The following is a 15,496-nucleotide window of genomic DNA, read 5'->3' as shown; positions in this document are numbered from 1 at the left end:
TGGGCGCGACGAGCACGACAGGCGCGATGAGCACGCCGCTCAAGAAGGTCGCCGACGACCTGCCGCTGCCGGCCATCGGCGAGCCGATCATCGAGGTGAGCAATCTCACCAAGCGCTACGGGCGCAACATCGTCCATCAGCATCTGAATCTGGAGATCCGGCGCGGCGAGATCGTGACGATCGTGGGCGGTTCGGGCTCGGGCAAAACCACGCTCGTGCGCCAGATCCTGGGCCTCGAGCGGCCGACATCGGGCACGATCAAGATGTTCGGCGAAGACATTTCGCAGGTCGAACCGGAACGCGCGCGCCTCATGCGCACGCGCACCGGCATGCTGTTCCAGCACGGCGCGCTGTTTTCGTCGCTGTCGGTGTTCGACAACGTGGCGCAGCCGGTGCGCGAACTCGGCAAGGTGCCGGCCGATCTGCTGCGCGACATCGTCATGCTCAAGCTGGAAATGGTCGGCCTGCCGTGCAAGCACGCCTCCAAGATGCCGGCCGCGCTCTCGGGCGGCATGGTCAAGCGCGTGGGGCTGGCGCGCGCCATCGTGCTGGAGCCGGAGCTTCTGTTTCTCGACGAACCGACGGCGGGGCTCGATCCGCGCTCGTCGGACGAAGTGGTGGATCTGATCAGCACGCTGCACCGGGCGCTCGGCCTGACCGTCGTGCTGGTCACCCACGATCTGGACGCGATGGTCGCGCTTTCCACGCGCGTCGCCGTGCTGGCCGAGCGCAAGGTGCTGGTGGCCGCGCCGGTGGAAGAAGCGGCCTGCGTGGACGATCCGTTTATCCGCGAATATTTTCTGGGCATGCGCGGGCGCCGCGCGCTCCAGGCGCTGCCGCCCGAGCGCCGCGCGAAGCTGCCGGCGGCGGCGCTCGCGCCGGCTTCGGTGGGCGCCAAACCGTGTTGAACATGTTGCACAGCTCGAGGGCCGCGGAAGCTGCCGACGCTGAAGCGGTCATCGAAACGGCCGTCAACGAGGGAATCTGACGATGGAAAACAAACCGCATGCGTTCTGGGCCGGGCTTTTCACGATCGGTCTGCTGGCCGCGATCGCGCTGGCGGTCTTCTTCTTCAGCGCCGATCACAGGGTACGCGTGCCCTACGACATGATCTCGCACAGCAGCGTGACCGGGCTGTACCCGGACGCGGCCGTGCGCTATCGCGGCATCGACGTGGGCAAGGTGCAGTCGATCCAGTTCGATCCGAATCATCCGGGGCAGATCCGCATTCGCGTGCTGATCGACCAGAAAGCGCCGATGACGCGCTCGACCTTCGGCACGCTGGCCTTGCAGGGCGTGACCGGCATCGCCTTCGTGCAGCTCGACGACAACAATCTCGATCTTTCGCCGCTGCCTTCGTCGGAGAAGCATGTGGCCGAGGTGCCGCTGCGGCCCGGGCTGCTCGACCAGCTTCAGCGGCGCGGCGACGCGCTGCTGCGCAAGCTCGACAACATCGCCAGCGATGTCGACCAGATGCTCAGCGAGGACAACCGCAAGCAGGTGATGGCGATGGTCGCTTCGTTGCAGCAGGCCGCGAGCAGCGTGAACGTGCTGGCCGAACAGTTGCAGCCGACCGCGCAGCGCCTGCCGGGCACGGTCGCCGATCTGCAGAAGACGCTGCAGTCGACCAATCAACTGATCGTCAGCGTGAACCGCCCGGACGGTCCGTTCCAGGTCAATCTGAACAAGGCCGGCACGGCCGCGCAGCAGGCCGGACAGGCGCTGACGTCGATGAACGAGTCGATCGCGGAGCTTTCCGCGCGGGTGGGTTACGACACGCTGCCACGCGTCGATTCGCTGACCGACGATGTGCGCTCCGCGATGCGGTCGGTGGACCGCGCGGCGGGCACTTTCACGAGCAGCCCGCGCAGTCTGCTGTTCGGCGGCGCGCCGCTGCCCGCGCCGGGGCCGGGCGAGCCGGGCTTCTCGTGGCCGGCCGGATCGGCTGGAAAATAGGGCGCGGCCCTGATCGAAGGTTTTCGAAAACGCCGGCCTGGGTGCGATTCCCGGCGCGCCGCGCGAACTGCGGCGCTGCAACATGGTCGGAGTAGCTTCGATGCGCGCGAGGCGAGGTGAATGCCGGGCGCGCTGCAAGGAATCGCCGGACCGCGAACGACTGAGTTGCCGGGCCGCTGCAACACGAAGGACACAGAAGGAAACGCCATGTCACGCCACGCCGCTTCACTTTCATCGCGCTCGTTCGCCGGGCTGGGCCGCGCCTTGCTGGCGGCAATTGCCGTCGGCACGCTGGTCGCGGCTTGCGCGGGCAATCAGGCCGCGCTGTCCGATATCCGCTACGACCTTGGGCCGCTCGAAGCGCAGCCCGCGCCGCCTTCGCTGCCGCCGCTCAAGGTGCTCGAAGTGAGCGCGCCGCCCACGCTCGATCACGACGGCATCCTTTATCGCATCAGCGGCGACGCGCAGCGCGAAAGCCGCTACGCCAACAGCCGCTGGACCATGTCGCCCGCGCGCCTGCTCACGCAGCGTTTGCGCACCTCGCTGTCGTCGCGCGCGACGGTGCTCTCGGGCGCCGACGCCGTGCCCGCGCCCATGCTCAAGATCGAGCTGACCGAGTTCGAACAGGTGTTCGACAACGCGAATTCCAGTTCCGGCGTGCTGGCCGCCCGCGCGACGCTGATGCAGGGTGGCAAGGTGATTGCGCAGCGTTCGTTCATCTCGCGCGCGCCGGCCAGTTCGCAGGACGCGGCGGGCGGCGCGGCTGCGCTGCGCGCGGCAAGCGACGACTTTGCGGGCCAGATCGGCGCGTGGCTGAGCGTGCAGGCGTTTGCCGGCACGCCATGAAGTGAGCCGATGGCTGCGCTGCCTGCGATCAGTGGCATGAGATGGCAAAAGCAGCGGGCGGCATCGGCAAGAGCAGTGAAATGAGCGGCGACAGTACCTCCAAATCCCCTTCCGCAGGCGAGCGCGACGATGTCGAAGCCCGCGCGCCCGAGGCCTTGCCGCGCCGGTCCTCGACGCTCTCGCGCCAGGCGTTCGCGCTCTACGCCGCGCTGATCGTCTACGGTTCCTGGTATCCGTTTTCGGGCTGGCGCTCGCTCGGCCTGAGCCCGCTCGCCTATCTCGGCGATCCGTTCCCGTGCTACTGGACCGTTTTCGACATCGTCACCAATGTGCTCGGCTATATGCCGTTCGGCGCGCTGGCCGTGCTCGCCGTGTGGCCGCGCTGCCGCGGGCTGGCGGCGATCGCGCTGGCGACGCTCGGCGGCACGCTGCTGTCCAGCGTGATGGAAGCCGTGCAGACCTATCTGCCCACGCGCGTCGCCTCGAATCTCGATCTCGCCACCAATGCGCTCGGCGCGCTGCTCGGCGCCTTGCTGGCGGCGCCGCTCACCGGCGCGCTGCTGGAGCGCGGCTTCCTGCGGCGGCTGCGTTTTCGCTGGTTCGAGCGCGACGCCGGCGCGCTGATGGTACTGGCCGCGCTCTGGCCGTTCGCGACCATGTTTCCGGCGCCGCGCCTCTTCGGCATGGGCGACTGGCCGCGCGCGCTCTGGCAGCGTTTCGATGTATCGATGCAGGACGCCGTGCTCGCGTGGACGCCCGCGGCCTGGCATCTGCGCGCCTTGCCCGATGCGCTGGTTGCGCGTCTGCCCGACAGCGACTGGGAAGCGATCGTAACGACGCTGAACCTGTTCGGCGCGGCGGCCTTCGCCTCGCTGCCGATGCGCGCGCGTGCGCCGCGCGCCCGCCTGATCGTGGTGCTGCTCGCCACCACGCTGGTGGTGAAAGCGGGCGCGACTTTCCTGCAATCGCAAAGCGGCCTGCTGTTCGACTGGGCGACGCCCGGCGCGCTCGCGGGTCTCGTGTGGGGCACGCTGGCGGCCTTTCTCGCGCTGCGCCTGCCGCGCACCGCGCGCGCGGCGGCGGCGACCGTTGCGCTTGCCGTTGCGCTGGCGCTGGTCAACGTGCTGCCGGTGAATCCTTATTTCGATGTGGTGCTGGCCGACTGGCGCCAGGGTCGCTATCTGCATTTCAACGGGCTGGCGCGCTGGCTGGCGTGGACCTGGCCGTGGATGGCGCTGGGCTGGACGGCGTTTTCGCTCGAGCGCGCGTGGCTTGCACGGCGCGCGCGCTGAGCCACGCGGCGCCCGGAACGAAGCGGCCGCGCTCGCTATAATCGACCGCATCCGCTTTACGCATTCGAACCTTTCATCGCGGCCGCCGCACTCGTGCGCGCGCCGCACCGCGCAAGCCTCGCAGGCTTCGCCGTCTCCACGCGATCAGACAACAGAGCGCCACGCCATGACCGATTCCTTCTACAAGCATCACGTTTTCTTCTGCCTGAACCAGCGCGATCCGGGCGCGGAGCGTCCTAGCTGCGCAAGCTGCGACGCGCAGAACATGCAGGAATACGCGAAAAAGCGTGTCAAGCAACTGGGCCTTTCGGGTCCGGGTCAGGTGCGTATCAACAAGGCGGGTTGCCTCGACCGCTGCGAGGAAGGCCCGGTGCTGGTGGTCTACCCGGAAGGCACCTGGTACACCTACATCGACGAAAGCGATATCGACGAAATCGTGGTTTCGCATCTGCAGAACGGCCAGCCGGTCGAGCGCCTGATGATCGACCGCAAGGACGTCTGAGCGACCGATCGCCCCCATCCCGTTGCGCCCGGAACCTGACAGAACTGCAGAAAGATGAACGCACAAACCGAGAAGTTTCATATCGACGGCCCCGTCGGCACGATCGAATGCGCGCTTGACCGCCCGGACGCCGGTACGCCCGTGCGCGGCATCGCGCTGGTCGCGCATCCGCATCCGCTCTTTGGCGGCACGATGGACAACAAGGTCGCGCAGACGCTCGCGCGCACGCTCGTGCAACTGGGCTACGTGGTCTACCGCTCGAATTTCCGCGGCGTGGGCACGACGGCCGGCACGCACGACAACGGCATCGGCGAACAGGACGATCTGCTCGAACTGCTCGAATACATGCGCGCGCAGCCGGGCCAAAGCGATGTGCCCCTCGTGCTCGCGGGCTTCTCGTTCGGCACCTTCGTGCTTTCGCACGTGGCGAAGCGCTATCAGGAAGCGGGCGGCGCAATCGAGCGCATGGTGTTCGTGGGCACCGCGGCGAGCCGCTGGGAAGTGGCCCCGGTGCGCGACGACACGCTCGTGATTCACGGCGAACTCGACGACACGGTGCCGATTCTGTCGGTGTACGAATGGGCGCGCCCGCAGGAACTGCCGGTGGTGGTGATTCCGGGGGCAGAACACTTCCTGCATCGCAAGCTGCATGTGCTCAAACGCATCATCGTCGATGCCTGGCGTTGAGCCTTCGAATTGAGTGAGTTGCTGCGTCAGCCGATTGCGTGGACGGTGTAAGGCGTGCGTCGGAAGTTCGTGAGAATTTCTTGAGAAATAGTTGAGAAGCACGCCGAAAAAACCGTGCGGGAAATACGCGACGCGTGAAAAATGCACGACAGGTACGCGCAAACGTGTGGCTTCATCGAAAAACGCCCCTACGTGACGCGTATAATGAGCGCTCTTTTTGCGGCCAGCCGCGCCCGCCTGGACCTCATCCAGGCGCGTGAGCGAGGCGCCGCATTCCGGCTCACCCGACCGTGCGCCGCATGGCGCGCAACGTTCATCCCGACCCCAATCCCGTCCGACCTGAACCTATGCGTTTTCTCTCCAACGGCCAGCAGTCCTCCTTTGTTTCCCCCTCCATCGTTCGTACCCTCACGCTCGGCGCCACGCTGTTCGCGAGTGCATCGGCCTTCGCGCAGGTGCCGCCGCCCGCGGTGAACGCGCGTTCGTGGGTGCTCGTCGATGCCACCGCCAACCAGGTGCTCGCTTCGGGCAACGCTGACGAGCGCGTCGAACCCGCATCGCTGACCAAGCTGATGACGGCGTACCTCACGTTCGAGGCGCTGCAGACGAAGAAGATCTCGATGGAGCAGATCGTCACGCCGAGCGAAGCCGTGCGTCGCGTGAAGACCGACGAATCGCGCATGTTCATCGAGGCGAACAAGCCGGTGTCCGTGCACGACCTCGTCTACGGCATGATCATCCAGTCGGGCAACGACGCGGCGATCGCGCTGGCCGAACTGGTCGGCGGCAGCGAAGCGAACTTCGTCAACATGATGAACGCCGAGGCGCAGAAGCTCGGCATGGCGCACACGCATTTCGCCGATGTGAACGGCATGCCCGACCCGAATCACTACACGACGGCGGGCGATCTGGCCACGCTGTCGGCGCGCCTGATTCGCGACTATCCCGAGTACTACAGCATCTTCTCGGTCAAGGAATTCAAGTACAACAACATCAAGCAGCCGAACCGCAACCGCCTGCTGTGGATCGACCCGACGGTCGACGGTCTGAAGACCGGCCACACGCAAGCGGCCGGTTACTGCCTGATCGCCTCGGCCAAGCGCCCGATGGCGGGCGGCGGCGATCGCCGTCTGGTCTCGGTGATGATGGGCGAGCAGAAAGAGCACGACCGGGTGCAGGACAGCCTGAAGATGCTCAACTACGGCTATAGCGCCTACGACACCACGCGCATTTACGGCGCGAACCAGGCAGTGGCGACGCCGCGCGTCTACAAGGGCGCGGAAGACAGCGTCAAGGTTGGCGTGAAGAGGGATCAGTTCGTGACGCTGCCCAAGGGCGCGGCCGACAAGGCCAAGCCGCAGATCGAGATCACCAGCCCGCTGATCGCGCCGCTCGCGGACGGCCAGCAGGTTGGCACGGCGAAGTTCGTCGGCGCGGACGGCAAGGTGCTCGCGCAGTTCCCGCTGGTCGCCCTGCAGGCTGTGCCGCAAGCCGGCATCGTCGGCCGCGTGTGGGATTCGCTGATGCTCATGTTCAACAAGAAGAAGTAAGCGACGCGGGGCGACGCCATGTCCTCGATTTCGATCCATGAAGCCGCCGAGCCGATCGTCTGGCTCAACGGCGAACTCACGCCGCTTTCCGAAGCGCGCGTGCCGGTGCTGGACCGTGGCTTTATTTTCGGCGACGGGATTTACGAAGTCGTGCCGGTGTATGTGCTCGAAAGCGCGCTCGAAACCGGGGACATAGCGGATGCGCCCGAAAAAGTGCGCGTGCCGTTTCGCATCGCCCAGCATCTCGGGCGGCTGGCGCGCTCGCTCGACAAGGTCGGGATCACGAATCCGTTCGATGAAGCAGGCTGGCGTGCGCTGATCGCGCGCGTGATCGAGGCGAACGAAGCAACGGGCGCGCTCGCGCACGATGCGCACGCGAACGTCTACGTTCAGGTGACGCGCGGCGTCGCGAAGCGCGGTCACGCGTTTCCGGCCGGCATCACGCCGACGGTATTCGTGATGGTCAATCCGCTCGTCATGCCGGGCGCCGCGCAGCGTGCGGCGGGCGTGGCCTGCGTCACGGCCGAAGACCGCCGCTGGCTCAATTGCGATATCAAGGCGACTTCGCTGCTCGGCAATGTGCTGATGGCGCAGAACGCCGTCGAGCATGGCGTGTTCGAGACGATCCAGTTGCGCGACGGCTGGGTGACCGAAGCTTCGTCGTCGAATGTGTGGATCGTGAAGGATGGCGCGCTCTACGCGCCGCCGCGCAGTAACAAGATCCTCGAAGGCATCCGCTACGGGCTGATCGAGGAGCTGGCGCAGGACTGCGGCCTGCGTTTCGAGGCGCGCGAGATCGACGAAGCGGCGCTGCGCAGCGCCGACGAACTGCTGGTATCCTCGGCGACCAAGGAAATTTTGCCCGTCGTTGCGCTCGATGGCGCGGCCGTGGGCAACGGCAAACCAGGGCCGGTTTATGCCGCGCTCTACGAGGCTTATCAGCGTGCGAAGGCGCGCGAGGCACGCGATGTTGCGCGAGCCACGCTACAGGAAGTGGAAAAATGACTGCATCACAGAACAACTCGGCTAACACCCCGGCCGTGATCGGCGCGGGCGAGGAAGTCAAGGAATCGCTGATCGAATTCCCCTGCGATTTCCCCATCAAGGTGATGGGCAAGACGCACCCGGAATTCGAATCGACCATGATCGCGGTGCTGCGCGAATTCGACGGCGGTTTCGATGAAACCATCATCGAAAAGCGTCCGTCGAGCGGCGGCAACTACACCGGCCTCACGGTGACGGTGCGCGCGACCAGCCAGGCGCATCTGGACGATATCTACCGCGCGCTCACCGGTCATCCGATGGTGAAGATCGTGCTGTAAAGGCTGGCGCTGCGGCGCTGGAGCATGAAAAAAGGCTGCTTTCGGGCAGCCTTTTTGTTTTTTGGGGCGCGATTCGGGTTTTATGCCGCGTCGTTTTCGTTTTCGTTTGCGCGCAGCGCGGCGGCCGCCGCCGTCATCAGCGGGCCGGCTTCGCAGGCGTCTTCGTACAGCCGCCGAAAGCGCGCGACTTCGTCGAAAACCCAGTTGCGGAACGCCTGCACGCGCTCGGTCTGCAGGCGTTGCTGCGTGCAGATCAGGTAGTAGCGCCAAGGACTCGGCCCGTCGATGTCCTTGAAGAGGCGCACGAGACGCCCGCGCGTGATCTCGTGCATCGCCAGCGAGCGGCGCACGAGCGCGATGCCCTGGCCGTCCATCGCGGCCTGCAGCAGGTTCGACGAATCCTGATAAAGCACGCCGCGCTTGGGCTCGGGCATGTCCTGCATGCCGGCGGCGTCGAACCACGGGCGCCAGAGTTCGTCGTCGGAGCGCAGCAGCGGCAGCCTGGTCATTTCGCGCGGATCGGCGGGCAGCTTGCCGTCGCGGAAATCGGGCGAGCAGGCCGGGAAGAAGATCTCGTCGAGCAGCAGTTCGGCGTGCAGGCCCGGATAGTGGCCGTAGCCGAAGCGGATCGCCACGTCCACGTCGTCGCGCGCGAAATCGGTGAGGGAATTGGTCGATTGCAGCTCGACGTCCCACTGCGGATTCGCTTCGATAAAGCGGCCGATGCGCGGCGTCACCCAGCGCGCCGCGAACGACGTGAGCATCGACACGACCAGGCGCCGGTCGCGGTCGCCCGCGCGGATTTCCTGGGTCGCATGCGCAAGCTGGCCGAGCGCGTCGCGCACCTGGCTGGCGTAGCGGCGGCCCGTGTCGGTCAGGCGCACGCGCTTGCCGTCGCGCGCGAACAGCGCCACGCCCAGCTCCGCTTCGAGCGCGCGAATCTGGTGGCTGACTGCGCCGTGGGTGACGAAAAGCTCGTCGGCGGCGCGCGAAAAGCTCTCGTGGCGGGAGGCGGCTTCGAAGGCCTTGAGGGCGTTCAGCGCCGGGAGCGTACGCAGGTCCATCGTAATTTTTCTCACATAGCCGCGAAAAATGATCGTTTTGCCCGATCCCTTGTGTTGTCTAGGATTGTAGCTATCAAAGCAGGGCATTCGGAGGCGGAAATGAGAGAGATTTCTTCAGATATCACGTTCGAAGTCGAGGCTAATCAAGTGGCATCGGTGCGCGTTTCGCACAGCACGCGGCTGACGGTGCGCTGCGGTGCGGTCTGGGTCACGCGCAGCGACGATACCGCCGACTACTGGCTGGAGCCTGGCCACACGCTGCGGCTGCGGCGCGGCGAGCGCCTGTGGATCGGCGCGGAGCAGGGCGCGGCGGCGTGGGTGGCGTTCGCCACGCCGACGCGTATCGGCGAGCGCGCGGCGGACTGGGTCACGCGCAAGGCGGCGCGCCTGGGCGTTCATATGGGCGATGGCTGGCGCACGGTTTGAGTTCATATCGCGGCAGGCAAGACAGGTGGCAAAACAGGCGGGCGCTCACCGGACGGAGCGCCCGTTTGTGCTTTTCTCGCGATCCGCAAGAGACTTTCGGCCGCAGCCGTCGGCGCGCTTGTCCCGAATTGGGTAAACTCCCGAAATCATGTGCGCCACCCCGGTTTTATCCCCGTCTATCCCGTCCGACCCCGCTTCTGAGCAGAATGGCGAGCCATTCGTGCTGCGCTGGCGCGGCACGGAGCCTTATCAGACCAGTTTCGACGCCATGCGCGAGTTCACCGCGCAACGCGACGCGACCACGCCCGACGAAATCTGGCTGGTCGAACATCCGCCCGTCTTCACGCTCGGCCAGGCCGGCAAGCCCGAACATCTGCTGATCGCCAATAGCGGCATTCCGCTCGTGCAGATCGATCGCGGCGGCCAGATCACGTATCACGGGCCGGGGCAGGTCGTGGCGTATCTGCTGGTCGATCTGCGGCGCCGGAAGCTGATGGTGCGCGAGCTCGTCACGCTCATCGAGCAGGCCGTGATCGAAACGCTGGCGGCGTATAATCTCGCCGGTGTACGCAAGGACGGCGCGCCCGGTATTTACGTGCCAGATGACGCCCAGGGCGAAAGCGCCGTGCACCGTGGCGCCAAGGTCGCCGCGCTGGGTCTGAAGATCCGCAACGGCTGCAGCTACCACGGCGTGAGCCTGAACGTGTCGATGGATCTGAGCCCGTTTCTCGCCATCAATCCGTGTGGTTACGCGGGACTCGAAACCGTCGATATGGCGACGCTCGGCGCGCAGGCGACGTGGCGCGAAGCGGCCGCAACGCTGGCCGCGCGACTCGAAGCGAATTTCGCGGAACATGCGGCAAAGCACGCGCCCAACGAAGCAGCAGCGGACAACGAAGCCGCGCAAGCAGAACCTCTTCCGGCAGCCGAAGCGGCTGCCGTAGACCTCGCGGCCGAAGCGGCCGCTGTGGACCCGGCCGCTCGCGCGGTCTGAAGGCGGGCAACCGCCACAACCGCAGGCTGGCGTTACTCCGGCGGCCTGACTGGATCGAAAGCATGACTGACGTAACTGCCAACCCCGCAGCGACCCCTGCAGTGAATCCTGCCGCCGACGCCGTCCCGTACGACGCCACCGCGAAGCAGAAGGCGCAGGCCAAGACCGCGCGTATTCCCATCAAGATCGTTCCGATCGAGAAGCTCAAGAAGCCCGAGTGGATTCGCGTCAAGGCGGCCACGGGCACGTCGCGCTTCTACGAAATCAAGAACATCCTGCGCGAGCACAACCTGCATACGGTGTGCGAGGAAGCGAGCTGCCCGAACATCGGCGAATGTTTCGGCAAGGGCACGGCCACGTTCATGATCATGGGCGACAAGTGCACGCGCCGTTGCCCGTTCTGCGACGTTGGCCACGGCCGCCCCGATCCGCTCGATCCGGAAGAACCGGGCAATCTCGCGCGCACCATCGGCGCGCTCAAGCTCAAGTACGTCGTGATCACCAGCGTGGACCGCGACGATCTGCGTGACGGCGGCGCCGGTCACTTCGTCGAATGTATCCGCCAGGTGCGCGAGCATTCGCCGGAAACCCGCATCGAAATTCTCACGCCGGACTTCCGTGGCCGTCTGGATCGCGCGCTGGAAATTCTCAACGCCGCGCCGCCCGACGTCATGAACCACAACCTCGAAACGGTGCCGCGCCTCTACAAGGAAGCGCGTCCGGGTTCGGACTACGCGCACTCGCTCAAGCTCCTCAAGGACTTCAAGGCGCTGCACCCGGAAGTCGCGACCAAGTCGGGCCTGATGGTGGGTCTGGGCGAAACCGAAGAAGAAATTCTTCAGGTGATGCGCGACCTGCGTGCGCACGACGTCGACATGCTGACGATCGGCCAGTACCTCCAGCCTTCGGAGCACCACCTGCCGGTGCGCTCCTACGTGCACCCGGACACCTTCAAGATGTACGAGGAAGAGGCGTACAAGATGGGCTTCACGCACGCCGCGGTTGGCGCGATGGTGCGTTCGAGCTATCACGCCGACGTCCAGGCACACGGCGCGGGCGTAGTCTAAGCCTCCCCGGTCTGTCAGAAAAAAGCCCGCCTCATGCGGGCTTTTTCGCATCTGGCGTTCCGGATTCCCGGACGCATTCAATCCGCATTTCTGGAAAACCAGATTGCGCGCGCGCCCTATGCCGATAAAAGCCTTGTAAATCAAGGCTGGCGCGGCAATGCGTCGCTGGCATCAACCTTGCAATTAGAAACGTGCGGCCAACCTCCCGGCCGCGACAAAAAAAACATCAAGGAGACAGCCGATGTCCACAGCCCTCATCTGGTTTCGCTGATTCCCCCCGTTTCGACCTGTCGCGGCACGGCGCTCGAAAAGCGCGGCCATCGGCTTAACTTATTGCAGGCACCCCAAGTGAAGAAACCTCTCCACAAAGTCCTCTACTTCCAGGTGATCGTGGCGATCGTCATCGGCGTGATTCTTGGCCACTTCTGGCCGGCGCTCGGTATCGACATGAAGCCGCTCGGCGACGCCTTCATCAAGCTCATCAAGATGGTGATCGGGCCGATCATCTTCTGTACCGTCGTGACCGGCATCGCTGGCATGGAGGACATGAAGAAAGTGGGCCGCGTGGGCGGCAAGGCGCTGCTCTACTTCGAAATCGTTTCGACCTTCGCGCTGGTGCTCGGCCTGATCGCCACGCACGTGCTCAAGCCGGGCGCGGGCTTCAATGTGGACGTGAGCACGCTCGACGCCAAGTCGGTGGCGAGCTTCGCCGAAAAGGCGCACGGCCAGAGCTCGGTCGACTTCCTGATGCACATCATCCCGGACACGATTTTCTCGGCGTTCGCGCAAGGTGAAATCCTCCAGATCCTGCTGATCGCGCTGCTGTTCGGCGCAGTGCTCACGCAACTGGGCGAGCGCGGCCGCGTGGTGACCGACTTCATCGACGGCATCTCGGGCGTGCTGTTCGGCGTCGTCAAGATCGTCACGAAGCTGGCGCCGATCGGTGCGTTCGGCGCGATGGCCTTCACCATCGGCAAGTACGGCGTGGGCTCGCTGCTGCCGATGCTCAAGCTGATCGGCACGTTCTATCTGACGTCGGTCGTGTTCGTGCTGGTCGTGCTGGGTGCGATCGCGCGCATGACGGGCTTCTCGATCATCCGCTTCGTTTCCTATATCAAGGAAGAACTGCTGATCGTGCTGGGCACGAGCTCGTCGGAATCGGCGCTGCCGCAACTGATGCAGAAGCTCGAGCGCCTGGGCTGCTCGCGCTCGGTGGTGGGCCTCGTGGTGCCGACCGGTTACTCGTTCAACCTCGACGGCACCAACATCTACATGACGATGGCCGTGCTGTTCATCGCCCAGGCGACCAACACCGACCTCACGTGGACGCAGCAGCTCACGCTGCTCGCCGTGACGATGCTGACCTCGAAGGGCGCAAGCGGTGTGACCGGCGCGGGCTTCATCACGCTGGCGGCGACGCTGGCCGTGGTGCCGACGATCCCGCTCTCGGGCATGGTGCTGATTCTCGGTATCGACCGCTTCATGAGCGAATGCCGCGCGCTGACCAACATCGTCGGCAACGGCGTGGCGACCGTGGTTGTCTCGGCATGGGAGAAGGAACTCGACCGCAACAAGCTGCGTGCGGTGCTCTCCGGCGAGTCTTCGGAAGTGAAGGAAAGCGCGGGTGCGTAAGCACGCGTGAGTGTGTTCGACCGGGCGGCGCGCGGGCGTCTCCGGTCGTGTCAGGCTGTCGTCGTACCGGTTGTACCTGCTGTACCGGCAGTAAGCGGCGCAAGCCGCTGGGCGGCGTGTTGTTCCCCTGCGATACGCCGCCCGCTACCCCACCTGTTTTCCCGGCGTTCACCGCCTTCCACGATCGGCCGCCTTGCGCGGTATGCGTGTGCCACAATCCCACCCATCCCCGCTCGATCACCCGGAAGCCTCATCCGTGACGCGCCGTCTTCTTCTGCTGTTTGCGCTCGCTGTCGGGCTCGTGGCTGTCTGCGCGCTCGTGTGGTCGCTCGCCTGGCAGACCGGCATCGACGCGCTGCGCCGCAACGCCGCCGTGCGCGGCGACCGCACGACCGCCGCACTCAAGAGCACGCTGGAGCGCTACGAATCGCTGCCGTATCTGGTGGGCGCGCATCCGCTCGTGCAGGACGCGCTGGCCGATCCGAAGCCCGAACTGGTGGCGGCGGCCAATCGCTATCTCGAAGACGTGAACCGTCACGCGCGCGCGACGACCACCTACATCATCCGCAACGACGGCACGTGTATCGCCGCGAGCAACTGGCGCGGCTCGGACAGTTTCGTGGGCGTCGAATATCGCTTTCGCCCGTACTTCATCGATGCGTCCAAGGGCAACGTCGGCCGTTTCTTCGGCATCGGCACGATCTCGCATGATCCGGGCTACTACATTTCGCAGCCGGTGCGGCGCAATGGGCGGATTGTCGGCGTGGCGGTGGTGAAGCTCAATCTCGAATGGTTTCCGGGCTCGGATGCCTCCGAACCGCTGCTCGTCACCGACGACCATGGCGTGATCTTTCTCTCCTCGGTGCCCGCGTGGAAGTACCGCACGGTGCGCCCGCTGCCGACCGACATCGTCGCTTCGATCGACGCCACGCAGCAGTACGCGCGCCAGGATATTCCGCCGCTGCCCGCGAGCGTCGAGCGCGTGCTGGAAGGCGATGCCGATATCGTGCGCATCGGTAGCGGCCTGCGCGCGCCGCGCTATCTGGAAACGCGCCGCGCGTTGGGCGAACCGGACTGGCATCTCGTGACGATGTCGCCGGTCGATCCGGTGCTCGACGCCACGCGCAACGCCACCATCATGACGGGCTTCGGCTACGTTTCGCTGTGTCTGCTGGGCTTTTACTGGCGCATGCGCCGCGCGCGCGTGCGCGAAGTGGTCAAGAGCCGCGCGATGCTGCAAAAAGCCTACGCGATGCTCAACGATCGCGTGGCCGAACGCACCGCCGATCTGTCGCAGGCCAACGAACGCCTGCAACGCGAAGTGGCCGAACGCACGCGCGCGGAGCAGGAGTTGCGCGCCACCCAGGACGAACTGATCCAGGCGAGCAAGCTGGCCGCGCTCGGGCAAATGGCGGCGGGCATCACGCATGAACTGAACCAGCCGCTGGCGGCGCTGCGCAGTTTTTCGGACAACACACGCGTGTTTCTGGAGCGCGGCCAGTACGACGTGGCGCACGAGAATCTGGAGGCGATTGGCTCGCTCACCGAGCGCATGGGCAAGATCGTCAATCAGCTCAAGCTGTTCGTGGGGCGCGCGAAGCCCAAGGGCCAGCGCTCGCCGGTGGCGCGCGCGGTGCGCAATGCGCTGGCGCTGCTCGGCAAGCGGCTCGAAGGCGTGCAGGTCGAGCTCACGTTCACCGATGGCGACGCCGCGAGCGTTGCGCTCGACGCGCACGGCGAGTACCCCGAACTGATCGCGCAATGCGACGATCTGCGGCTCGAACAGGTGCTGATCAACCTGATCGGCAATGCGCTCGACGCGGTGGCGGGCCTGCCTGGTCCGCGCATCGTCATCGATGTGCGGGCGCAGCCTGCGACGCTGGAAATCTCGGTGCGCGACAATGGACCGGGCATTCCCGCCGACGTGATGCCGCGTCTCTTCGAGCCGTTCTTCACGACCAAGGAGATGGGGCAGGGGCTGGGGCTCGGTCTGGCGATTTCATCGTCGATTGCGCGCGACTGCGGCGGTGCGCTGACGGCGCACAATGTCGCTGATGGCGGCGCCGCGTTCGTGCTGACGCTGCGGCGCTCGCGCATGAATGGCGCGGCGGCCGCCGGTACGTCGCGATAAAGTCGGCACAAAGCAGATGCACGCCAC

The 15,496-nt window shown here is 65.6% G+C and carries 15 protein-coding genes; 14 read left to right on the top strand and 1 reads right to left on the bottom strand.

The annotated features are described in order from the left end of the window. Window positions 1-26 precede the first annotated feature (26 nt). The 9 genes from U5A67_RS08385 to U5A67_RS08345 all read left to right on the top strand — a co-directional run bounded on the left by U5A67_RS08385 (window position 27) and on the right by U5A67_RS08345 (window position 8,155). Window positions 27-908 carry an ABC transporter ATP-binding protein gene (locus U5A67_RS08385; protein ID WP_205984155.1) on the top strand — a complete coding sequence of 294 codons (882 nt, stop codon included), beginning with the start codon at window positions 27-29 and terminating at the stop codon, window positions 906-908. An 82-nt stretch (window positions 909-990) separates the two neighbouring features. Continuing rightward, window positions 991-1,956: an MlaD family protein gene (locus tag U5A67_RS08380; RefSeq protein ID WP_321813703.1), complete on the top strand. Its 966-nt coding sequence runs from the start codon at window positions 991-993 to the stop codon at window positions 1,954-1,956. A gap of 207 nt (window positions 1,957-2,163) precedes the next feature. Further along, window positions 2,164-2,802, top strand: a complete 639-nt coding sequence (locus tag U5A67_RS08375) for an ABC-type transport auxiliary lipoprotein family protein (protein WP_321813702.1) — start codon at window positions 2,164-2,166, stop codon at window positions 2,800-2,802. Window positions 2,803-2,843: 41 nt separating this feature from the next. After that, the gene (locus U5A67_RS08370; RefSeq protein ID WP_321813701.1) at window positions 2,844-4,094 is read left to right on the top strand and encodes a VanZ family protein; all 1,251 of its coding nucleotides are present in this window, start codon (window positions 2,844-2,846) and stop codon (window positions 4,092-4,094) included. Window positions 4,095-4,260: 166 nt separating this feature from the next. Then, window positions 4,261-4,596 carry a (2Fe-2S) ferredoxin domain-containing protein gene (locus U5A67_RS08365; protein WP_205984114.1) on the top strand — a complete coding sequence of 112 codons (336 nt, stop codon included), beginning with the start codon at window positions 4,261-4,263 and terminating at the stop codon, window positions 4,594-4,596. Between the two features lie 54 nt (window positions 4,597-4,650). Continuing rightward, window positions 4,651-5,283 carry an alpha/beta hydrolase gene (locus U5A67_RS08360; protein WP_321813700.1) on the top strand — a complete coding sequence of 211 codons (633 nt, stop codon included), beginning with the start codon at window positions 4,651-4,653 and terminating at the stop codon, window positions 5,281-5,283. A 347-nt stretch (window positions 5,284-5,630) separates the two neighbouring features. After that, window positions 5,631-6,833: a D-alanyl-D-alanine carboxypeptidase family protein gene (locus U5A67_RS08355; protein ID WP_321813699.1), complete on the top strand. Its 1,203-nt coding sequence runs from the start codon at window positions 5,631-5,633 to the stop codon at window positions 6,831-6,833. An 18-nt stretch (window positions 6,834-6,851) separates the two neighbouring features. Beyond that, the gene (locus U5A67_RS08350; RefSeq protein ID WP_321813698.1) at window positions 6,852-7,838 is read left to right on the top strand and encodes a D-amino acid aminotransferase; all 987 of its coding nucleotides are present in this window, start codon (window positions 6,852-6,854) and stop codon (window positions 7,836-7,838) included. Next, the gene (locus U5A67_RS08345) at window positions 7,835-8,155 is read left to right on the top strand and encodes a DUF493 family protein (RefSeq protein WP_205984110.1); all 321 of its coding nucleotides are present in this window, start codon (window positions 7,835-7,837) and stop codon (window positions 8,153-8,155) included. The genes U5A67_RS08350 and U5A67_RS08345 overlap by 4 nt, the downstream gene beginning before the upstream one ends. An 80-nt stretch (window positions 8,156-8,235) precedes the next feature. Here the strand turns inward: U5A67_RS08345 and U5A67_RS08340 are convergent, their stop codons facing one another. After that, a complete protein-coding gene (locus U5A67_RS08340) occupies window positions 8,236-9,219 on the bottom strand; it encodes a transcriptional regulator GcvA (RefSeq protein ID WP_205984109.1) in 984 nt (327 codons plus the stop codon). A 99-nt stretch (window positions 9,220-9,318) separates the two neighbouring features. Here U5A67_RS08340 and U5A67_RS08335 point away from each other — a divergent pair, with 99 nt between their 5' ends. The 5 genes from U5A67_RS08335 (at window position 9,319) to U5A67_RS08315 (ending at window position 15,469) form a co-directional block, all read left to right on the top strand. After that, window positions 9,319-9,645, top strand: coding sequence for a DUF2917 domain-containing protein (locus tag U5A67_RS08335; RefSeq protein ID WP_205984108.1), 327 nt, complete (start codon window positions 9,319-9,321; stop codon window positions 9,643-9,645). 148 nt (window positions 9,646-9,793) lie between these two features. Continuing rightward, complete coding sequence (gene lipB / locus U5A67_RS08330; RefSeq protein WP_321813697.1) at window positions 9,794-10,639, top strand: lipoyl(octanoyl) transferase LipB; 846 nt, start codon at window positions 9,794-9,796, stop codon at window positions 10,637-10,639. Between the two features lie 62 nt (window positions 10,640-10,701). After that, window positions 10,702-11,706, top strand: a complete 1,005-nt coding sequence (gene lipA, locus U5A67_RS08325; RefSeq protein WP_205984106.1) for a lipoyl synthase — start codon at window positions 10,702-10,704, stop codon at window positions 11,704-11,706. A gap of 348 nt (window positions 11,707-12,054) precedes the next feature. Further along, window positions 12,055-13,338 (top strand): dicarboxylate/amino acid:cation symporter, encoded by a 1,284-nt coding sequence (locus U5A67_RS08320; protein ID WP_205984105.1) that lies wholly within the window; start codon window positions 12,055-12,057, stop codon window positions 13,336-13,338. A 202-nt stretch (window positions 13,339-13,540) separates the two neighbouring features. Further along, window positions 13,541-15,469, top strand: a complete 1,929-nt coding sequence (locus tag U5A67_RS08315; protein ID WP_205984104.1) for a sensor histidine kinase — start codon at window positions 13,541-13,543, stop codon at window positions 15,467-15,469. Window positions 15,470-15,496 lie beyond the last annotated feature (27 nt).

The sequence above is a fragment of the Paraburkholderia sp. J69-1 genome, from assembly GCF_905220255.1.
Classification (GTDB): Bacteria; Pseudomonadota; Gammaproteobacteria; order Burkholderiales; family Burkholderiaceae; genus Paraburkholderia.
Note: the sequence above shows the minus strand (reverse complement) of the source record. Positions and strands in the feature narration are given on the sequence as shown.

What these genes read in the sequence shown, in the direction of transcription:
- U5A67_RS08385 (WP_205984155.1), top strand. Translation starts at nt 27, where the DNA reads ATGAGCACGCCGCTCAAGAAGGTCGCCGACGACCTGCCGCTGCCGGCC.
- U5A67_RS08380 (WP_321813703.1), top strand. Translation starts at nt 991, where the DNA reads ATGGAAAACAAACCGCATGCGTTCTGGGCCGGGCTTTTCACGATCGGT.
- U5A67_RS08375 (WP_321813702.1), top strand. Translation starts at nt 2,164, where the DNA reads ATGTCACGCCACGCCGCTTCACTTTCATCGCGCTCGTTCGCCGGGCTG.
- U5A67_RS08370 (WP_321813701.1), top strand. Translation starts at nt 2,844, where the DNA reads ATGGCAAAAGCAGCGGGCGGCATCGGCAAGAGCAGTGAAATGAGCGGC.
- U5A67_RS08365 (WP_205984114.1), top strand. Translation starts at nt 4,261, where the DNA reads ATGACCGATTCCTTCTACAAGCATCACGTTTTCTTCTGCCTGAACCAG.
- U5A67_RS08360 (WP_321813700.1), top strand. Translation starts at nt 4,651, where the DNA reads ATGAACGCACAAACCGAGAAGTTTCATATCGACGGCCCCGTCGGCACG.
- U5A67_RS08355 (WP_321813699.1), top strand. Translation starts at nt 5,631, where the DNA reads ATGCGTTTTCTCTCCAACGGCCAGCAGTCCTCCTTTGTTTCCCCCTCC.
- U5A67_RS08350 (WP_321813698.1), top strand. Translation starts at nt 6,852, where the DNA reads ATGTCCTCGATTTCGATCCATGAAGCCGCCGAGCCGATCGTCTGGCTC.
- U5A67_RS08345 (WP_205984110.1), top strand. Translation starts at nt 7,835, where the DNA reads ATGACTGCATCACAGAACAACTCGGCTAACACCCCGGCCGTGATCGGC.
- U5A67_RS08340 (WP_205984109.1), bottom strand. Translation starts at nt 9,219, where the DNA reads ATGGACCTGCGTACGCTCCCGGCGCTGAACGCCCTCAAGGCCTTCGAA.
- U5A67_RS08335 (WP_205984108.1), top strand. Translation starts at nt 9,319, where the DNA reads ATGAGAGAGATTTCTTCAGATATCACGTTCGAAGTCGAGGCTAATCAA.
- lipB (WP_321813697.1), top strand. Translation starts at nt 9,794, where the DNA reads ATGTGCGCCACCCCGGTTTTATCCCCGTCTATCCCGTCCGACCCCGCT.
- lipA (WP_205984106.1), top strand. Translation starts at nt 10,702, where the DNA reads ATGACTGACGTAACTGCCAACCCCGCAGCGACCCCTGCAGTGAATCCT.
- U5A67_RS08315 (WP_205984104.1), top strand. Translation starts at nt 13,541, where the DNA reads ATGCGTGTGCCACAATCCCACCCATCCCCGCTCGATCACCCGGAAGCC.